The organism is Streptomyces sp. bgisy159, from assembly GCF_965341775.1.
Lineage (GTDB): Bacteria > Actinomycetota > Actinomycetes > Streptomycetales > Streptomycetaceae > Streptomyces.
Window position 1 is genome coordinate 14,786 of sequence record NZ_CBDQZH010000042.1, and the last position, 15,924, is coordinate 30,709.

Here is a 15,924-nt window from a genome sequence, read left to right on the forward strand (position 1 = left end):
GCCCCTCGAGCAGGTCTCCGGCGTCTACGGCAGGTCCCGCGTCGTACTGGCCACCAGACGGCCGATCTCGAACCCCTCCAGGCGGGCGGTGTGAGCGGCGGCCGCTCCCGGCACCAGAAGGTCGGCCTGGCCGCCGGCGAGGTCGACGGAGGCGCGGGGACGCTGGTCGAGGTAGACGTCGACCCGGTCCACGTTCTCGGCCGTGAGCCGCAGATGCAGGGCGCCGTCGGCGGGGACGGCCTCCGTGAGGTTCACGGCGTGCGGAGCCATGCCCTGCAGAAGCCGCCCCGCGTGGTCGAGGAGGTCGGCGTTGCCCTCCAGCAGGTCGCGGCGGGTCATCCGGTGCGTCTCGTCGGGGACGACCCCGAGGTCCTCCACCGGGGTGCCCGAGTTCGGCCCGACCCGCAGCGTGCGGCGGATCGACACTCGCATCCCGGCACCGGCCGGCAGCGGCAGATAGGGCGTGGCCGGGTCGTCCGCCATGAAGTCGGACAGCAGCTCCTGCGTCCAGACGTTGGCGCCGCCGGCGCCCGTGTTGTCGTCGGTGCCGAGCACGGGGCCGATCCCGTGATCCTGGAAACCCGCCGCGAAGATGTCCGTGGCCGAGTAACAGCGGGCGTTGGTGATCAGGACGACCGGCCCGAAGTACTGCTGGCCGATGGCGTTGGCACCCTTCTCCGGGGTGATCGGGAAGGCGGCCGAGAACACCGATCCGGTCTCCAGCGACTGTTCCATCGACGGGACCCAGGAGCCCAGGTCCAGCCCGGGGTCCCTTTGATGAAGTCGGCAGATCCGCAGGTTGAGGGGCGTGTTGAGGAACTGCACGGGTTCCGGGGTGATCCGCCGCGGTGTCAGCGTCTGCAGGGTGAACTCGGCCGCGTGGATGTGCCCGCCCCCGTTGTCCCGGACGTCCACGACGAGGCCGCCCTGCGGCAGCCGGCGCACGAGCCGGACGAACTCGGCGACGAAGGCTCCGGGGCTGTCGACGTTGAACGTGAAGATGCGGAGGTGGCCGAAGACCCCGGACGCCGTCCGGACGGTCCGGGCCCGGAACACCGAGGGCATGGTGGTGACGACCTCACCCGCCCCCAGGTCCGGCACCGGTGCGTCCGCCTCGGCGGCCTGTGCCTGGGCGACCACCTGCGGCGCGAACAGCAGCACCTTGGCCCGCTGGGTCTCGTCGCCGTCGAGGTCGAGGCCCTGGAACACGGCCGTGTCCCGGCGGGCGGCGACGAAGGAGGGCAGGTTCTCCACGATCTGCCAGCTCAGCCGGATCTCCCGGGCTGTCCCCGCGAGGTCGAGGTAGCTGACGGTCACCCACTCCTCCAACGGAGGCAGGTGGATGACCAGCGGGCGCACGGTCAGCGACTGCACACCCCGGCTGCGGCGGGCCGCCGCGTTGCCGCCGGCGAACCGGGCCGCGTTGAGGTCGACGGCGTCCAGGACGGGAATGCCGCTCCAGTGAGTGATCTCGACCCCCGGCTCGAACCCGGGCGCGGAGAAGCCCTGGGCGACATGGGTGACCAGGAAACGGGTTCGGTCGTCTTCCGTGCAGGGCTCCACCAGGAAGGGCAGGAAGGCGATCTTGCCGATGAACGGCTCGGGCAGCAGGTAGTTGGTGTGCAGGTCGCGCACGGAGTGGAAGATCTCCGACATCTCGGCGTGGAAGAGCCACTCCCGCGGCATGGTCCGCGGCGTCTGCCGCTCCAGGCGCCGGTGCAGCAGCCGCAGCCGCTGGACCGGGTTGACGGCGTGCATCGCGGTTTTCAGCGGGAGGTGGACGTAGTTCTGCTCCAGCAGGACGAGGGCCTGGTCGACGAGGCGCCGGCGGTCCTCCAGGGACAGCCGTCCCGCGCCCTCCAGGAAGGCGGGCAGGGGAGCCGCGCCGCGCAGGTGGTCCCGCACCGGTTCCGCCGCGTTACGGGGGAACTCGCGTGCGCTGTCGTGAGCCGTGGGGGTCATGGTGATACGCCGGTCCTTCACGATCGGGGCGGGCCCGGGCCGGGCGGGCACCCGGCCCGGGCCCCGGCGGGGTCAGCTCCACCGGATGTCGGCCGTGGACTCCAGCGGCGCCCGGTCCGCGGCGGCCTCGGGCACCTGGAGCGTGTCGCCCTTGTGCAAGGCGGCGGGGAAGCGCAGCCGGGTACGGTCCTCGACCTCGCCGAGGGTGACCTGGAAGACCCGGAACTCGTCCAGCTCCAGCGCCTCCAGCTGGTCCAGGTTCTGGGTGAGCAGGAACGCCTTGACCTTGAGCTCTCCGTTCTCGGTGAAGGCGATCACCTTGTAGAACTCGCGGGGTACGGGCACGTCCCGGTAGACGCGGTCGTCGTCCTGGAAGACGGGGCCGCCGATGACGCTGATCCGCAGGTCGTCGACGTCGACGTCGGCGAAGACGGCGTCCTCCAGCTCGCCCCACACCCCGTTTCTGGCGCTCTGGTTGAAGTCGTCCATCTGCGGGGTGATGTTGGTGTAGAAGAACGAGTCGGTGTTGGCCTTCCGGGCCTCCGGCAGGCTCCCCCAGAGCAGGTCGGCGCGGCGGGCGATGTGCCCGCGGTCGAGCCGGTTGGCCTGGTACAGCTCGTTGCCGACCTGGGCGGTGCCGGGCAGCCGCGGATCCTTGACGAAGGGGATGCCGCTGCGGCTGAGCTTCTTCAGCGAGGCGCCGTCGACGTTCCAGGCCACCCAGAACGGGAAGCGCCGAGGCTCGCTCAGGGCGAGGGAGAAATGCGTGTAGGGGATCACCGGCGAGCCGCCCAGCAGTACGGCGTCCTGGGCCAGGTCGGTGTCCAGCTCAGGGGGCTCGATCCGTTCGCCGAGGAACCCGGCGTCGTAGCCGGCGATGATCTCCAGCTCCTCCGGAGCCGGCTGGGTGAGGGTGATGTCGAGCTTCTCGAACACCGAGGTCGACAGGCAGGCCAGCGCGTGCTCGTCGGGGTCACCGGTGCCCTCGCCGGCGAAGTGCAGCCCGGCCATCACCGTGCTGACGCGGTCGCCCTCCTTGAACAGCCAGGCCGCCCCGGAGTCACCGCCGCTGCTGACCTCGCCGTCCGACGACGGATGGTCGGGGTCCGGGCCGATCTCGAAGCAGCCCACGGTCCTGACGCCGGTCACCCCGCCGTAGTCGATCTTCGCCACGGTGTCGACGCGGCGGACGACGCCGTGGGTGACCCCGGTCGACCGGCCGCTCTTGACCACCTTGTCGTCGAGCTCGGGTTCCCCGAGGGTCCGGGGTGCGACATCCAGTTCGAGGAGTTCCGGGAAGAAGTGGCGGTTCTCCACGGTCGCCACCGCGCAGTCGCCGGCCACGCCGAGGTGCGAGCGCTTGAGCACACCCAGACGGTTGCGGTCGACGCGGTTGTCGTCCCGGGTGCCGGGCTGCACCACCTCCACGCCCAGCTCCCCGAACGGGCCCTGCAGCACATGCCAGTTGCTCAGTACGTACGGTGTGCCGTCGGCCCTGTCGAAGACGACGCACCCGATGGTGCCCGCCGAGACCGTCACCGCGCCGACGCTGGCCCCCGGCCGTATCGGGTCGAGCCGGGTCTTGCGCAGGGGGCTCTCCACCTCGGGCACCGTGCGGAAGCTCGGCTGGTAGGTGCGCTCGACGACATCGGTCGGCACCTCATGGCCGTCGACGGTGATCGTGGCCGGGATCAGGGACGTGCCCAGGGACTCCAGCACCTCCGGCTCGGCCTTGGCCGCCACGGTGAACTGCAGCGCCACCTCCTCGCCCCGCTCCCCGTCGGTGATCTTCCGGCCGATGCCGACGGAGGTGATGTTCGGGTCCTCCAGCAGGTGCGGGCCCCGGGTGCGGATGTACTGCCGCAGCGAGGCGACGAGTTCGTCGTCGGGGGAGGAGGCCCGGGGGGAGGTCCGGCGCGCCGAGGCGGGCCGCGGTGCGGATGTCGGGGCGCCCTTGGAGACGGCCTTCGACGCTGTCTTCTTCGTGGTTCTCGTGGCCATGACGGCCACATCCCTTCGTCGGCGGGACGTCAGGGGGCGAGCACCGGAAAGTGGGTGACCGGTGCGACTCCGAGGAGTGGTGGAGGTGAGAACGGCAGCCGGGACACGTCACCGGACCTGCGGTGGAGGACGTCGTCGCGCCCCTCACCTCCATCATCGGTGAGGGGCGCGGAGAAGCAAGTCGACGTTGGGGCTACGGCTCCACGACGACTTCCTGGGCGGCGGCCGTGTCGCCCGCGACCAGGGGGGCGTCGAGCGGCACGTTGCGCTTGACGAGGGCGAGGGCGACCGGGCCCAGCTCGTGGTGGCGGACCGACGTCGTCACGAAGCCGATCCTGCGGCCGTCGGGCCCGTCCGCCGCGAGCCGGAGCTCCGTGCCCGGCGCCGGGAGGTGCACCTCGCTGCCGTCGAGGTGCAGGAAGACCAGGCGGCGCGGCGGCTTGCCGAGGTTCTGCACCCGGGCGACCGTCTCCTGGCCCCGGTAGCAGCCCTTCTGCAGGTGGACGGCCGAGCCGATCCAGCCCAGCTCGTGCGGGATCGTGCGGTGGTCCGTCTCGAAGCCGAGGCGGGGCCGGTGGTGCTCGACGCGCAGCGCCTCGTACGCCAGCAGCCCGGCCGGTGACCCGACCCGCTCGGCGAAGGCCTCCAGGTCCTCGCGCGGCAGGAACAGGTCCCGCCCGTAGGGCGTCTCCCGTACGACGACGCCGTCCGGGACCGGGGCGATGGAACCGGCGGGCAGGTGCACCACCGCGATGTCGTCGGTGCGGTCGGCGACCTCGACCCGGTAGAAGAACTTCATCGACTCCAGGTAGGCGACCAGCGCCTCCCGGGTGCCGGGCTCGACGTGCGCCCAGACCGTCTCGCCGTCGTCGACGAGATACAGCGCGTGCTCGATGTGCCCGTGCGCGGAGAGGATCAGCGCCTCGGTGGCCCGCCCGGCGGGCAGGTCGCTGACGTGCTGGGTGAGCAGCAGGTGCAGCCAGCTCAGCCGGTCGGCGCCGGACACGGTGATCACCCCTCGGTGCGAGAGGTCGACGAATCCGGTGCCGTCGGCGAGGGCGCGCTGCTCGCGGAACAGATCGCCGTAATGGGCGGCGACGCCTTCGTCCACACCCTCGGCGGGGACGGCGCCGGGCAGGGACAGCAGGGGGCTCTTCATACCCCTAGCCTACGACCCGGTAGTTGAACCCTTCAGAGCACAGCTCCGGCACCGCCCGAAGATCGCGAAGTGCTTCATGTCGGTCTCGAAGCCGAACTCGTCCCGCAGCTTGGCGGTGAACTCGGCGGCCACCTTCAGATCGGCCTCGATCACGTTCTCGCAGTCCCGGCAGACCAGGTGGATGTGGTGGTGCCGGTCCGCGAGGTGGTAGGTCGGCGCCCCGTGCCCCAGGTGCGCGTGGGAGACCAGCCCGAGCTCCTCCAGGAGTTCGAGCGTCCGGTACACCGTCGAGATGTTGACCCCCGACGCGGTCCGGCGGACCTCGCCGAGAATGTCGTCGGGGGTCGCGTGCTCCAGGGACTCCACGGCTTCGAGCACGAGTTGCCGCTGCGGCGTCAGCCGGTAGCCGCGCTGCCGCAGATCGCTCTTCCAGTCAGTGCTCACCACACCGGAAAGTCTAGGACCACTCGAAGGCCCGCCTACTTGAAGAAGGCGATCCCGTCGTCCGGCATGTCCTCCGGGAGGGCCTTCGCCCAGCGCTCCACGTCCTCCGGGGTGACGACCTTCTTCAGCTGGGCCGACATGTACGGGCGCAGCGGGACCTCGGGGGTCTGCTTCTCACCGACCCACATCAGGTCGCTCTTGACGTACCCGTAGAGCCGCTTGCCGCCGTTGTACGGCTGGGAGGCGGCCGTCCGGGCCACGGCGTCGGTGACCAGGTCGATCTGCGGCTTCTGGTGGGCCATCTCGCCGTACCAGATCTCGATGACGCCGTCGTCGCGGGTCATCGTCACCTCGACCTTGCGCTCGGCGTCGATCCGCCAGTAGCCGTGCTCGGACTCCAGCGGACGGACCTTGTTGCCGTCCTTGTCCAGCACCCAGGTCGCGGAGTGGTACTCCAGGAAGTCCCGGCCGTCGTGGGTGAAACTGACCTCCTGGCCGAAGTTGCACTTCTCGGCGCCGGGGAAGTCGTGCACACCCGCACCCGCCCAGTTGCCGAGCAGGAAGGCGAGGGGGACGAGGTCCTTGTGGAGGTCGGACGGAATCTCGATCATGAGGGGTTCCTAGCTATGGATCAGCGCTGGCCCTGGTACAGCTTCTTCACGGTCAGACCGGCGAAGGCGAGCACGCCGACGCAGACCAGGACCAGCAGGGACTCGAAGAAGATCTCCACGGGTTGCTCCTCGGATGAGCGGAGTGGGGTACGTACGTACAGGGCCGGGCCCCAGCTTACGCGGCCGGGGCCCGGCCCTCCTTGTGAGGTACGCCCCCGCCCCGCTCACCCCAGCAGCTGGCTCTGCAACACGACCGTCTGCTGGAAGGGCACGGCCGCGGCACCGCCCTTGCGGGACTGCACGACGAGGGCGACGACGTCGCCGGCGGTCAGGTAGGCGTAGCGGACCTGCTCGTCGCCGTAGGGTTCCTTCTCGACGTGGGGGGACCGTTCCACGTTCCGGACGTCGGCGTTCTCCGGGAAGTCCTCGTCGAGTTCGACCTCGTCCGTGCCGCGCACGCGGTAGGCCGGATCGCCGTACCGCACCAGCTCGTCCGACAGGCTCTCCGCGACCTCCGCCGTGCTGAAGCGCAGCAGGTAGACGCGGGTGTGGGTGCCGTCCGGGGTGGTCCAGCCACGCGCCGCCACGTGCCGCAGCCCGTAGTCCTTCAGCTGCTGGGCCAGGCCGGCGCGGTCGTTCTCGTCCGGGAACTCCGCGAGGAGGTCCTTCGTCGCCAGCCACCCGTCGGTGCCGCGCAGCGCCTTGTCCTCCGTCGCGCCCTTCGGTGCCGGCAGCACCAGGGCGCGCAGGTCGGCGTGGTGGGTACCGGCCTCGTTGTCCACCGCGAACGGTCCCGGGCTGCCGGAGGGCAGCGGCGGCCGGCTCAGCGCCGGGTACTCCCACCGCCCGTCCGACTCGGTCGCCAGTCCCGGCACGTCGGTGCGCTCCATCCGCGTGATGCCGTACGCCGTTCCGGCCCCCGCCGTGGCGAAGACGACGACGGCGGCGGTCCATCGCAGCACGGCCCGCAGGACCCGGCGGTCCTTCTTGACCGGGGCCGGGGCCGGGGCCTGTTCCGGTGCTTCGGGCGGGGGCGGGGCCTGCGGTGGCATCGGGGGGAGTGGCGGAGGTGCGGGGACGCCGTCCGGGGCGGCCCCCGAACCGTGCTCGTCGCTCACCGGACCGTCCGTGGTCTGCGGCTCGGACTGGGGCTGCTCGGTCATACGGCCGCTCCCGGGGCCTTGATGCGGTCCAGTTGATTGGCCAGCAGGCGCGGGACGTAGTCCGTCAACGCCTCGCTCTCGCCAGACGCCGTGAGGTTGACCAGGACGTCTCCCACGTACCCGGAGCAGATCATCGCGTCGAGCGCCTCCTCGTCGTCCTCGTCCTCGTCCGCGTCCTCCTTGGGCGGCAGGAAACACTTGGTGTTCTTGTGGTCCTCGACCTCGGGACCCTTGCGTATGGCGTCGAGATCCGCCAGGAAGTCGTTCTGCCAGCTGGAGGCGTCACGGACGGCCGACTTGTTGTCCATCTGCGTGAGGACGATGCTCACCGTGACCCCGTCGGAGCCGTAGGGGCCCGCGTAGCTGCGCATCGCCATCCCCCGGACGCGCTCCTTGTCGATCTCCTTCTCCAGCTGCTTGCGCTCGGTGCGGGGCAGATCGCTGAACGCCTGCTTGCGCAGCGCCGCGGCCCGCTTCCCGCTCAGCTGGGCGTCCGCGCCGAAGTCCTCCAGGTCCGGGCCCCGGTCCCACTCGGTGTCGTACGGCACGATCACGCCGGCGAGTCCGGTCGGGCTGGGCGGCACGGCGGTCGGCGCGGTCTCCTCGGGGAACGCCCACACGGGGTCTCCGGCGTCCCGGTCGGCGTCCCGCACGGTGACGACGGTGTACCCGACCCCGGCGACCACCGCCCCCACGACGAGCGCCGCGCCGGCGGCGGTGGCGATCCGGCCCCACCGCACGGGCTTCTTCACGGGCTGCGGCGGGACATCGGGTGCCGCTTCCTCCTGCGCCTCGCTCAGGACGACGGGCTCGGTCCGGTTCTCGCTCACAGCCGCTCCATCTGCCGCTTGGCCAGGTCCATGATCGTCGCCTTGGCGATCGGCTTGCTGGAGTAGACCCAGACCCCCATCACGGTGTCCCCGCGCCACGCGTAGGCCTCCGCCCCGTACAGGGGCAGGTATCCCGGCTTCTCCTCCGGTGTGCGGTGGACGTACACCATGCCGTTCTCCGTGCCCGGGACCGGCCAGCTGTCGGTGTCGGACTCGTTGTCCGCCCAGCGCTCGGACGTCTCCACCCGGTGGTCGACCACCATGTCCTCCTCCTGGCGGAACTGGGCCAGCTGGATCTCCACGGTGTAGCTGTTGCCGACCTCCCAGCCGGTGGTGACGGCGCGGCGGAACTCGTCGTCGAGGAGGGCGCCGAAGGCCCGCACGGGCTTGTCGAAGTAGTTGGCGTACTCATACATCGGGAGCCAGCCGTCGTTGCCCTTGAGCCCGTCCACGTCCTTCGCGCCGCGGGGCTTGTCCAGCAGCAGTTCGCGCAGGTCGCCGTCCATCCTGACCTGCCGGTCCCGAGCGGCCGACAGCGGCTTCGGCGCCGGCCCCTTCGCCTGCGGCAGCGTGGGCTGCGACAGCGGGGGCAGCGCGGTGGCGTTCCGGTCCGCCTGGATCAGGTATCCGGTACAGCCGCCCGCGACGGCACCGAGCACGGCGGCGGACGCGATCAGCAGCGTCGTACGCCCGCGCCGGCGCCGTGGTCTTTCCGCGGGTACGGATTCCGGAACGGGGTCCGGTGCCGATTCCGTTACCGATTCGGGTATTTCCAAGACATCCCCCACAAATGTGAAGCGCGCACTCCGCATACGCGCTTCACAGGGGACTCATGTACAACACCGTGAGTTGTGCATTCTTCGATCACGAGTTGGTCTCATCCGGGAAGGGCTCCTCGCCGCACACCCCCGACGAAGGCCGCCCAGGCGGCAGTTGAGAGGAGGAGGGGGGTGCGGGTGGTGTCCTTGCTGTCCCGGACGGGGGTGAGGGAGGGCACGGCTTCGGCGACTTCGAGGCACGCGCCGCCATCCGGATTGCTGTAGCTGCTCTTGCGCCACGTCAGACCGTTCAGGTCGATGGATCGCACGGCGTCTCCTCCAACATCCGCAGGATGAACTTCCGTGACTGGGCGGGATTCAGAGCCGCGTCACGCATCGAATCGTACGCACGGTGCAGTCGCTCGACAGAGGCGCATTCCTCGACCAGTTCGCCTCGCAGGGCGTTCTCCGTGTACGCCACGGTCCGTCCGTCCGGCAGCCGCAGGAACATCACGTCGGTGCTCACCAAGCCGTACAGTCCGACATGTTGAGGCAGCACTTGGATGGTGACGCTCGACCGCTCCGACACCTCCAACAGGTGCTGCAGCTGCCTCGTCCAGGCGCCGGGGTCCAGCAGGGGGGTCCGCAGAGCGGCCTCAGCGAGCAAAGCGCGGAAAGCAGGAGCCTCGCGCCCCTCCAGCAACTGCCGTCGCCCGGTTCGCGCCTCGATCTGCCGGTCCAGTTCGTCGCCGTCGGCCCCGCCGATTGCGAGCACTTCCCGGGCGTACTCGGCGGTCTGGAGCAGGCCGTGGACGGTGCTGACCCCGAAGTGCCACAAGCTCACCGCCTCCGACTCAAGGATCATGTACCGCCGGTACTGCTCCTTGAACTGCGTGGGGTCACCCATCGCCAGCTCCCACAGCGTCAGCAGCAGGCCCCGCGTGCCGTAGTACCGGTCCAGGGCCTCGGCGATCTCCGGGCTCCCCAGCGTGTGTCCGTTCTCCAGGCGGCTGAAGACGGAGGAGTCCCAGCCCACCGCATCGGCCAACTCCCGAAGCGTCAGGCCCTTTTCGGTGCGCAGTAAGCGCAGCTCCTCCGCGTAGCGCAGCCGCGGTTCCTGGCTCTTGCCCGTGATCGCCCGCCTCGGCGGCATGGCACCCCCTCGCTTGTTGCGCTTGTTGCGTTTAGACCGCCCCTTGTTGCGTTAAGCCCCGTCAACGCCCCGACGGCCCCCGCCCTGCGCCATCCTCGTATCAGCCCAGGAATACGCAGAGTAGTGCAACTGGTGCTTTCCGTATATATGTTGGACGAAAGGGTGGAAAAGTCATGCCTGTTATCGACGATGACCTGAGCCGGCCGCCGCAGCCCGTCCCCGGCTGCGCCACCTGCGCCGAGCTGCTGGTGCTGCGGGAGGCCGCGCGGGCCGCGTACGACCGGAGCGCGGAGACCGACGCGAACGTGCTGCTGCGCCGCCATCAGAGGAAGGACCACCGCGCGTGAGCGAACGGGTGCCGTACGCGCTGCCGCCCTTCCACCCGGGCTACCCGCCCCGGCCACCGGCTCCGTCCCCGCCGCCCCCGCCGGCTCCGCCGGAGCCCCGCCGGGCGGTGCGGGTGGTGCGACGCGGGCGACACGGGCTGCTCACCGTGCTCGGCGTCGCCGTACTGCTGCTGGGACTACCCTTCCGCCCATGGACAAGAGGCTCGTGATCAAGGTGACGGCGGGGGCCGACGCGCCCGAGCGGTGCTCCCAGGCGTTCACGGTGGCGGCGGTGGCCGTGGCCAGCGGCGTCGAGGTGTCGCTGTGGCTGACCGGGGAGTCGGCGTGGTTCGCGCTGCCCGGGCGGGCGGCCGAGTTCGAGCTGCCGCACGCGGCGCCGCTGCCGGACCTGATCGAGTCGATCATGGCGGGCGGGCGCGTCACCCTGTGCACGCAGTGCGCGGCCCGGCGCGAGATCACCGAGAAGGACGTGATCGAGGGCGTACGGATCGCCGGCGCACAGGTCTTCGTGCAGGAGGCGCTCGGGGACGAGACGCAGGCGCTCGTCTACTGAGACCGGCTCAGTCCCGGACGGGGACCCGCCTACTGGCGCGGGCGCCGTTTCTTGCCGTCCAGCTCGTCCCACCACTCGTCGGACTTCGGATCCCCGGAGGGGTCGTCCCACCAGCGGTCCTCCGGGCCCCGCCGGTTGGCGACCATCGCGGCGAGGGGTGGGATGACCATCGCTACCAGACACATCGCGACCGCGGCCGGGATCGACCAGATGCGGACGACTCCCCAGGCCAGGACGAAGAGGCCCAGGCACGTCGCCATCATGGCGAAGTAGATGTGACGCCGGCGTGCGTACATGGGTCCAGGGTAGGTCGGCCGAGCCCAGTAGCCTGAAGCCGACACAGCCCGACCGACATGACAGACCAGAGGGACGAGATGGCCAAGGTCACGGTGCGCTACTGGGCCGCCGCCAAGGCTGCCGCCGGGGTCGCCGAGGAGCCGTACGACGCGGACACCCTCGCCGGCGCGCTCGCGGCGGTACGGGAACGGCACCCCGGGGAACTCACGCGCGTGCTGCTGCGCTGCTCGTTCCTGGTGGACGGCGACCCCGTGGGGACGCGTGAGCATGACACGGTACGGCTGGCCGAGGGCGGCACGGTCGAGGTGCTCCCGCCGTTCGCAGGAGGGTGAGCAGACCGATGTCCGACCAGCCTTACCAGCCCTACCAGGGCCAAGAGGGGTACGACCCGTATCAGGGTCAGCAGCAGCACGACCCGTACGGGCAACCCCAGTACCAGCAGCCCCAGCATCACCAGCAGGAGCAGCCCCCCTACCAGCAGCAGCCCCAATACCAGCAGCAACCGCAGTACCAGCAGCAGCCCCAATACCAGCAGCAACCGCAGTACCAGCAGCAGTACACGCAGTACCCCCAGGCCCAGCAGGGCTACGACGAGGCCCAGCAGTACACCCAGCAGTGGCAGGGGCAGACCTGGGAGACCAGCGTGCAGCCGCCGGTGCCGGTGGCGGACGCCGCGCAGACCTCGTACCTCGCGCAGCCGAACCAGGCACCCGCCCCGGCCGCCGCCACCGAGGAACCGGCCCCGGCCTACGGCCCCGCCACCCTCGCCGGGAACTCCCGGATCACCGACGCCCAGCGGGCCCGCCTCGAAGGCCGGTCCCCGATCATCGAGCCGGGGATCCAGCCCGCCGGGCTCACCCTGCTGCTCGGCCTGCTGCTGGCCGGGGCCGCGGCCGTGGGGACGTACGGGCTGCTGCTGCCCGTCGTGGCGCTGCAGGCGGTCACCGCGGCCGGGTGGTTCCGGCTGAACGGGATGTGGCCGGCCCGGCAGGGCATCGCGCTGGCGTTCCTCGGCGCACTGGTCGCCGACGCCGCGCTGCTGGCCGCCGGCCGCTCGCACGCGCCCGCCGCGATCCTCGGCACCCTCGGCGTGTGGGTACTGCTCTCCCTGGTGCTGCAACTGCGCTCGCACGCCGACCCGGACGAGCGGATGTACGGCCTGATGGCGACGGTCGCCTCGGCGGCGCTGGCGATCGTGGCGACGGGCTACCTCGGCGCCGAACCGGACGCCGTGTCGGTCGGCGCGGCTGCGGTCGGGGTGGCGGTCGTCGCGCGGGCGCTGCCGCTGCCGGGGCCGGTCTCGGTGGTGGCGGCGCTGCTGGCCGCCGCCGGCGCGGGGGCCGCGGTGGGCGGGATGACCGACCTCGGCACGAAGGGCGCGGTGCTCGGCGCGGGCGCGGCCGTGTGCGCGCTGATCGGGCACCGCGTGGCGAGCTACGACTACCCGTCGCGGTTCGTCCACTTCACGGCGGGCGTGGCCCTGCCCCTCGCTGCGGCGGCCCCGGCGGTGTACGTGCTGGGGCGGGCGCTGGGCTAGCCATGTCACAGGTGATCGACAATTTCACGGCTCCCCTTGCCCCCAGGGCTACCGTGGGTGGTCACCGACCGCCGCCGCCCTACTTCCACACGGGGGAACCAACGCAATGCGCGCGCTTCGAATACTGTTGATCGTCACGGTGATCCTCGGCGGTCTCTTCGTTCTCGCGGACCGGCTGGCCGTGGGCTTCGCCGAGGACGAGGCCGCCGACAAGCTGCGGACCAGCGAGAACCTGGCCGAGACCCCGGACGTCTCGATCAAGGGCTTCCCGTTCCTGACCCAGGTCGCCGGCGGCTCCCTGGACGACGTCGAGGTCGGCATCGACGACTACGAGGCGGACACCGGCGACGGCAGGAAGATCCGCATCGACAACCTCCAGGCGAACATGAAGGGCGTCGAGTTCTCCGGCGACTACAGCTCCGCCACCGCCGACAGCGCCACCGGCACCGCCCGCATCACCTACGAGGAACTGCTGAAGGCCGCCAAGTCGGAGCCGCAGGACATCGGCCTCGGGATCACCGCGAAGGTGGTGAGTCTCGCGGACGGCGGCAACGGCAAGATCAAGGTCGGCGTGAAGCCGTCGATCCTGCCGCAGACCGTCTACGTCCTCAGCACGGTCACCGTCGACGGCGACACCGTCCGCGTCCACGCCGACTCGTTGCCCAGCTTCGCCGGCGTCCGGGCCGCCGAGAACGAGGTGCGCTCCATCACCGACTTCCAGCAGAAGATCGAGGGTCTGCCGGGCGGCATCAAGCTCGACCAGGTGACCGCCGCGCAGGACGGCGTCGACATCACGGTGAAGGGCACCGACGTGCGGCTGGCGGGCTGACGCCGGCTCCCTGTCCGATCGGCGAGACGGCGGCGTCCGTACCGCAGATGGCCGGCCCGCACGACGAGGGCCGCGAGCGCCCGGGACCCCTGCGGGGGCTGCCCGGGCGCTTTTCGTTTCCCGGCATTCGGACGATCCCGTCTCGCTATATGACACGCCGGTGACATGCCCGCCCGTCCGTCCCTACGATCGAGGGCATGAAGCGACAGGCGGATCTCACGAAGCGGCGGGCAGTAGACCTGTGCCGTGTCGCCGCCATGCTCTGTCGCACCGTCTGAGCGGGAGCGCCGACGCGCTTCCGTATCCCCCGCCCGGCTCCGTCCGGGCACCCCGTGCGCCGCGCCCCCGTACGGCCTGCGCGCACGCCTCTCCCACTCGCACGCCCCCGCCGCAACTGCCCCGGAGGAGAAACAGCATGAGCCGCAGCGACGTCCTGGTCGACGCCGACTGGCTCCAGGAGCACCTGGACGACCCGACCATCGCCATCGTCGAGGTGGACGAGGACACGTCCGCCTACGAGAAGAACCACATCCGGAACGCGATCCGCATCGACTGGACCCAGGACCTCCAGGACCCGGTCCGCCGCGACTTCGTCGACCAGGAGGGCTTCGAGAAGCTCCTGTCGGAGAAGGGCATCGCCAACGACCACACGGTCGTCCTCTACGGCGGCAACAACAACTGGTTCGCGTCGTACGCCTACTGGTACTTCAAGCTCTACGGCCACGAGAACGTCAAGCTCCTCGACGGCGGCCGCAAGAAGTGGGAGCTGGACGCGCGCGAGCTGGTCGCCGGTGACGAGGTGCCCGAGCGGGCGAAGACCGAGTACCGGGCCAAGCCGCAGGACAAGTCGATCCGCGCCTTCCGCGACGACGTCGTGGCCGCCATCGGCTCGCAGAACCTGGTCGACGTGCGCTCCCCCGACGAGTTCTCCGGCAAGCTGCTCGCCCCGGCCCACCTGCCGCAGGAGCAGTCGCAGCGCCCGGGCCACGTGCCGAGCGCCCGGAACATCCCGTGGTCGAAGAACGCCAACGACGACGGCACCTTCAAGTCGGACGAGGACCTCAAGGCCCTCTACGCCGCGGAGCAGGTCGACCTCGCCAAGGACACCATCGCGTACTGCCGCATCGGTGAGCGCTCCGCGCTGACCTGGTTCGTGCTGCACGAGCTGCTCGGTGTGGAGAACGTCAAGAACTACGACGGCTCCTGGACCGAGTACGGCTCCCTCGTCGGCGTGCCGATCGAGCTCGGCGCCAACAAGTAAGACCTCACCGACCTTTACCCCTCAAGGAGTTCAACATGTGCGGAGCGAAGGCCGGCGGCCCCGACGCCTCGACGATCAAGCCCGGTGAGACCACCATCCAGGGTCAGGTGACCCGCGGCGGCGAGCCCGTGCAGGGTTACGTGCGTCTGCTCGACTCGACCGGCGAGTTCACCGCCGAGGTCCCCACCTCGGCGACCGGCCAGTTCCGGTTCTACGCGGCAGAGGGCACCTGGACCGTGCGCGCGCTGGTGCCCGGCGGCAGCGCCGACCGCACCGTCGTCGTCGCCGAGAAGGGCGCTCTGGCCGAGGTCGCGATCGCGGTCTGACCGGTCCCCGAACGGCAGGAGGGCCGTACCCCGCGGGTTGGACGCCTTGGGGTACGGCCCTCTTCGCCCTGCCCGGACCCCGAGCGGTGCTCCGGGGCGCGGGCTTCAGATCTCCAGCAGCACCGTGAACGGGCCGTCGTTCGTCAGCGACACCCGCATGCGGGCGCCGAAGCGGCCCGTCGCCACCGTCGCGCCGAGCGCGCGCAGCTGGGACACCACCTCGTCGACCAGGGGCTCGGCGACGTCACCGGGCGCGGCGGCGTTCCAGGTGGGGCGGCGGCCTTTGCGGGCGTCGCCGTAGAGCGTGAACTGGCTGATCACCAACAGGGGCGCGTCGATGTCGCTGCACGACCTCTCGTCCTGCAGCATGCGGATCGACCAGAGCTTGCGGGCCAGCTGGGCCGCCTTCTCCTTGGTGTCCTCGTGCGTGACGCCGACCAGGACACACAGTCCCTCGCCCTCGATCGCGCCGACCGTCTCGCCGTCCACGACGACGCTCGCGCCGTCCACCCGCTGCACCACCGCTCGCATACGGCCATCATGCCGTGCCCGCCGGCGACCCCCGTGACCCGGTCCCAGACCTGGCCGTGAGCCGGTCTCCTTTTGATCCTTTGGCCCGCATCTGGGCCGTTCGGGGGCACTCGGTAACCGAGCGGCCACTCGGGGTGGCACGATGCTAGCCACACGCCGGTC

General features: G+C 70.8%; 20 protein-coding genes. 8 read left to right on the forward strand and 12 right to left on the reverse strand.

Annotated elements, in window-relative coordinates; translation table 11 throughout:
- Positions 1-24: 24 nt before the first annotated feature.
- The 10 genes from ACSLTV_RS29165 to ACSLTV_RS29210 all read right to left on the reverse strand — a co-directional run bounded on the left by ACSLTV_RS29165 (position 25) and on the right by ACSLTV_RS29210 (position 10,081).
- Complete coding sequence (locus tag ACSLTV_RS29165) at positions 25-1,962, reverse strand: S41 family peptidase (RefSeq protein WP_432139455.1); 1,938 nt, start codon at positions 1,960-1,962, stop codon at positions 25-27.
- Positions 1,963-2,034: 72 nt separating this feature from the next.
- Positions 2,035-3,963, reverse strand: a complete 1,929-nt coding sequence (locus tag ACSLTV_RS29170; RefSeq protein WP_432139454.1) for a DNA/RNA non-specific endonuclease — start codon at positions 3,961-3,963, stop codon at positions 2,035-2,037.
- A 193-nt stretch (positions 3,964-4,156) separates the two neighbouring features.
- Entirely contained in the window at positions 4,157-5,122 is a 966-nt protein-coding gene (ygfZ, locus tag ACSLTV_RS29175) for a CAF17-like 4Fe-4S cluster assembly/insertion protein YgfZ (RefSeq protein ID WP_432139453.1), read from the reverse strand.
- A 9-nt stretch (positions 5,123-5,131) separates the two neighbouring features.
- Positions 5,132-5,569 carry a Fur family transcriptional regulator gene (locus tag ACSLTV_RS29180; protein WP_432139452.1) on the reverse strand — a complete coding sequence of 146 codons (438 nt, stop codon included), beginning with the start codon at positions 5,567-5,569 and terminating at the stop codon, positions 5,132-5,134.
- 32 nt (positions 5,570-5,601) lie between these two features.
- A complete protein-coding gene (locus ACSLTV_RS29185; RefSeq protein ID WP_432139451.1) occupies positions 5,602-6,177 on the reverse strand; it encodes an FABP family protein in 576 nt (191 codons plus the stop codon).
- A 224-nt stretch (positions 6,178-6,401) separates the two neighbouring features.
- On the reverse strand, positions 6,402-7,340 hold the full coding sequence (locus ACSLTV_RS29190; protein WP_435613170.1) for a hypothetical protein: 939 nt from the start codon (positions 7,338-7,340) through the stop codon (positions 6,402-6,404).
- Positions 7,337-8,170, reverse strand: coding sequence for a hypothetical protein (locus ACSLTV_RS29195; protein WP_435613171.1), 834 nt, complete (start codon positions 8,168-8,170; stop codon positions 7,337-7,339). The genes ACSLTV_RS29190 and ACSLTV_RS29195 overlap by 4 nt, the downstream gene beginning before the upstream one ends.
- Positions 8,167-8,829, reverse strand: coding sequence for a hypothetical protein (locus ACSLTV_RS29200; RefSeq protein WP_432158280.1), 663 nt, complete (start codon positions 8,827-8,829; stop codon positions 8,167-8,169). Before ACSLTV_RS29200 ends, ACSLTV_RS29195 begins: the two co-directional genes overlap by 4 nt.
- Before the next feature lie 218 nt (positions 8,830-9,047).
- Positions 9,048-9,257 (reverse strand): DUF397 domain-containing protein, encoded by a 210-nt coding sequence (locus ACSLTV_RS29205; RefSeq protein ID WP_435613172.1) that lies wholly within the window; start codon positions 9,255-9,257, stop codon positions 9,048-9,050.
- Positions 9,239-10,081, reverse strand: a complete 843-nt coding sequence (locus tag ACSLTV_RS29210) for a helix-turn-helix domain-containing protein (protein WP_435613173.1) — start codon at positions 10,079-10,081, stop codon at positions 9,239-9,241. The genes ACSLTV_RS29205 and ACSLTV_RS29210 overlap by 19 nt, the downstream gene beginning before the upstream one ends.
- Before the next feature lie 173 nt (positions 10,082-10,254).
- Here ACSLTV_RS29210 and ACSLTV_RS29215 point away from each other — a divergent pair, with 173 nt between their 5' ends.
- Together ACSLTV_RS29215 and ACSLTV_RS29220 are read left to right on the forward strand one after the other, a co-directional pair.
- Entirely contained in the window at positions 10,255-10,428 is a 174-nt protein-coding gene (locus ACSLTV_RS29215; protein ID WP_435613174.1) for a hypothetical protein, read from the forward strand.
- A gap of 190 nt (positions 10,429-10,618) precedes the next feature.
- Entirely contained in the window at positions 10,619-10,981 is a 363-nt protein-coding gene (locus ACSLTV_RS29220) for a DsrE family protein (RefSeq protein WP_432139444.1), read from the forward strand.
- A 29-nt stretch (positions 10,982-11,010) separates the two neighbouring features.
- Here the strand turns inward: ACSLTV_RS29220 and ACSLTV_RS29225 are convergent, their stop codons facing one another.
- Complete coding sequence (locus tag ACSLTV_RS29225; protein WP_432139443.1) at positions 11,011-11,277, reverse strand: DUF3099 domain-containing protein; 267 nt, start codon at positions 11,275-11,277, stop codon at positions 11,011-11,013.
- Between the two features lie 78 nt (positions 11,278-11,355).
- Between ACSLTV_RS29225 and ACSLTV_RS29230 the strand changes: the two genes are divergently transcribed.
- The 6 genes from ACSLTV_RS29230 to ACSLTV_RS29255 all read left to right on the forward strand — a co-directional run bounded on the left by ACSLTV_RS29230 (position 11,356) and on the right by ACSLTV_RS29255 (position 15,231).
- Positions 11,356-11,610 (forward strand): MoaD/ThiS family protein, encoded by a 255-nt coding sequence (locus tag ACSLTV_RS29230; RefSeq protein WP_432139459.1) that lies wholly within the window; start codon positions 11,356-11,358, stop codon positions 11,608-11,610.
- An 8-nt stretch (positions 11,611-11,618) separates the two neighbouring features.
- Positions 11,619-12,815 carry a hypothetical protein gene (locus ACSLTV_RS29235; RefSeq protein ID WP_435613175.1) on the forward strand — a complete coding sequence of 399 codons (1,197 nt, stop codon included), beginning with the start codon at positions 11,619-11,621 and terminating at the stop codon, positions 12,813-12,815.
- 106 nt (positions 12,816-12,921) lie between these two features.
- On the forward strand, positions 12,922-13,644 hold the full coding sequence (locus tag ACSLTV_RS29240) for an LmeA family phospholipid-binding protein (protein WP_432158282.1): 723 nt from the start codon (positions 12,922-12,924) through the stop codon (positions 13,642-13,644).
- 197 nt (positions 13,645-13,841) lie between these two features.
- Positions 13,842-13,922 (forward strand): putative leader peptide, encoded by an 81-nt coding sequence (locus ACSLTV_RS29245; RefSeq protein ID WP_350203226.1) that lies wholly within the window; start codon positions 13,842-13,844, stop codon positions 13,920-13,922.
- A gap of 137 nt (positions 13,923-14,059) precedes the next feature.
- Positions 14,060-14,905 carry a sulfurtransferase gene (locus ACSLTV_RS29250; RefSeq protein ID WP_432139440.1) on the forward strand — a complete coding sequence of 282 codons (846 nt, stop codon included), beginning with the start codon at positions 14,060-14,062 and terminating at the stop codon, positions 14,903-14,905.
- Positions 14,906-14,940: 35 nt separating this feature from the next.
- Positions 14,941-15,231, forward strand: coding sequence for a DUF1416 domain-containing protein (locus ACSLTV_RS29255; protein WP_432139439.1), 291 nt, complete (start codon positions 14,941-14,943; stop codon positions 15,229-15,231).
- Positions 15,232-15,336: 105 nt separating this feature from the next.
- Here ACSLTV_RS29255 and dtd read toward each other — a convergent pair whose 3' ends face one another.
- Positions 15,337-15,762: a D-aminoacyl-tRNA deacylase gene (dtd, locus tag ACSLTV_RS29260; RefSeq protein WP_435613176.1), complete on the reverse strand. Its 426-nt coding sequence runs from the start codon at positions 15,760-15,762 to the stop codon at positions 15,337-15,339.
- Positions 15,763-15,924: the final 162 nt, after the last annotated feature.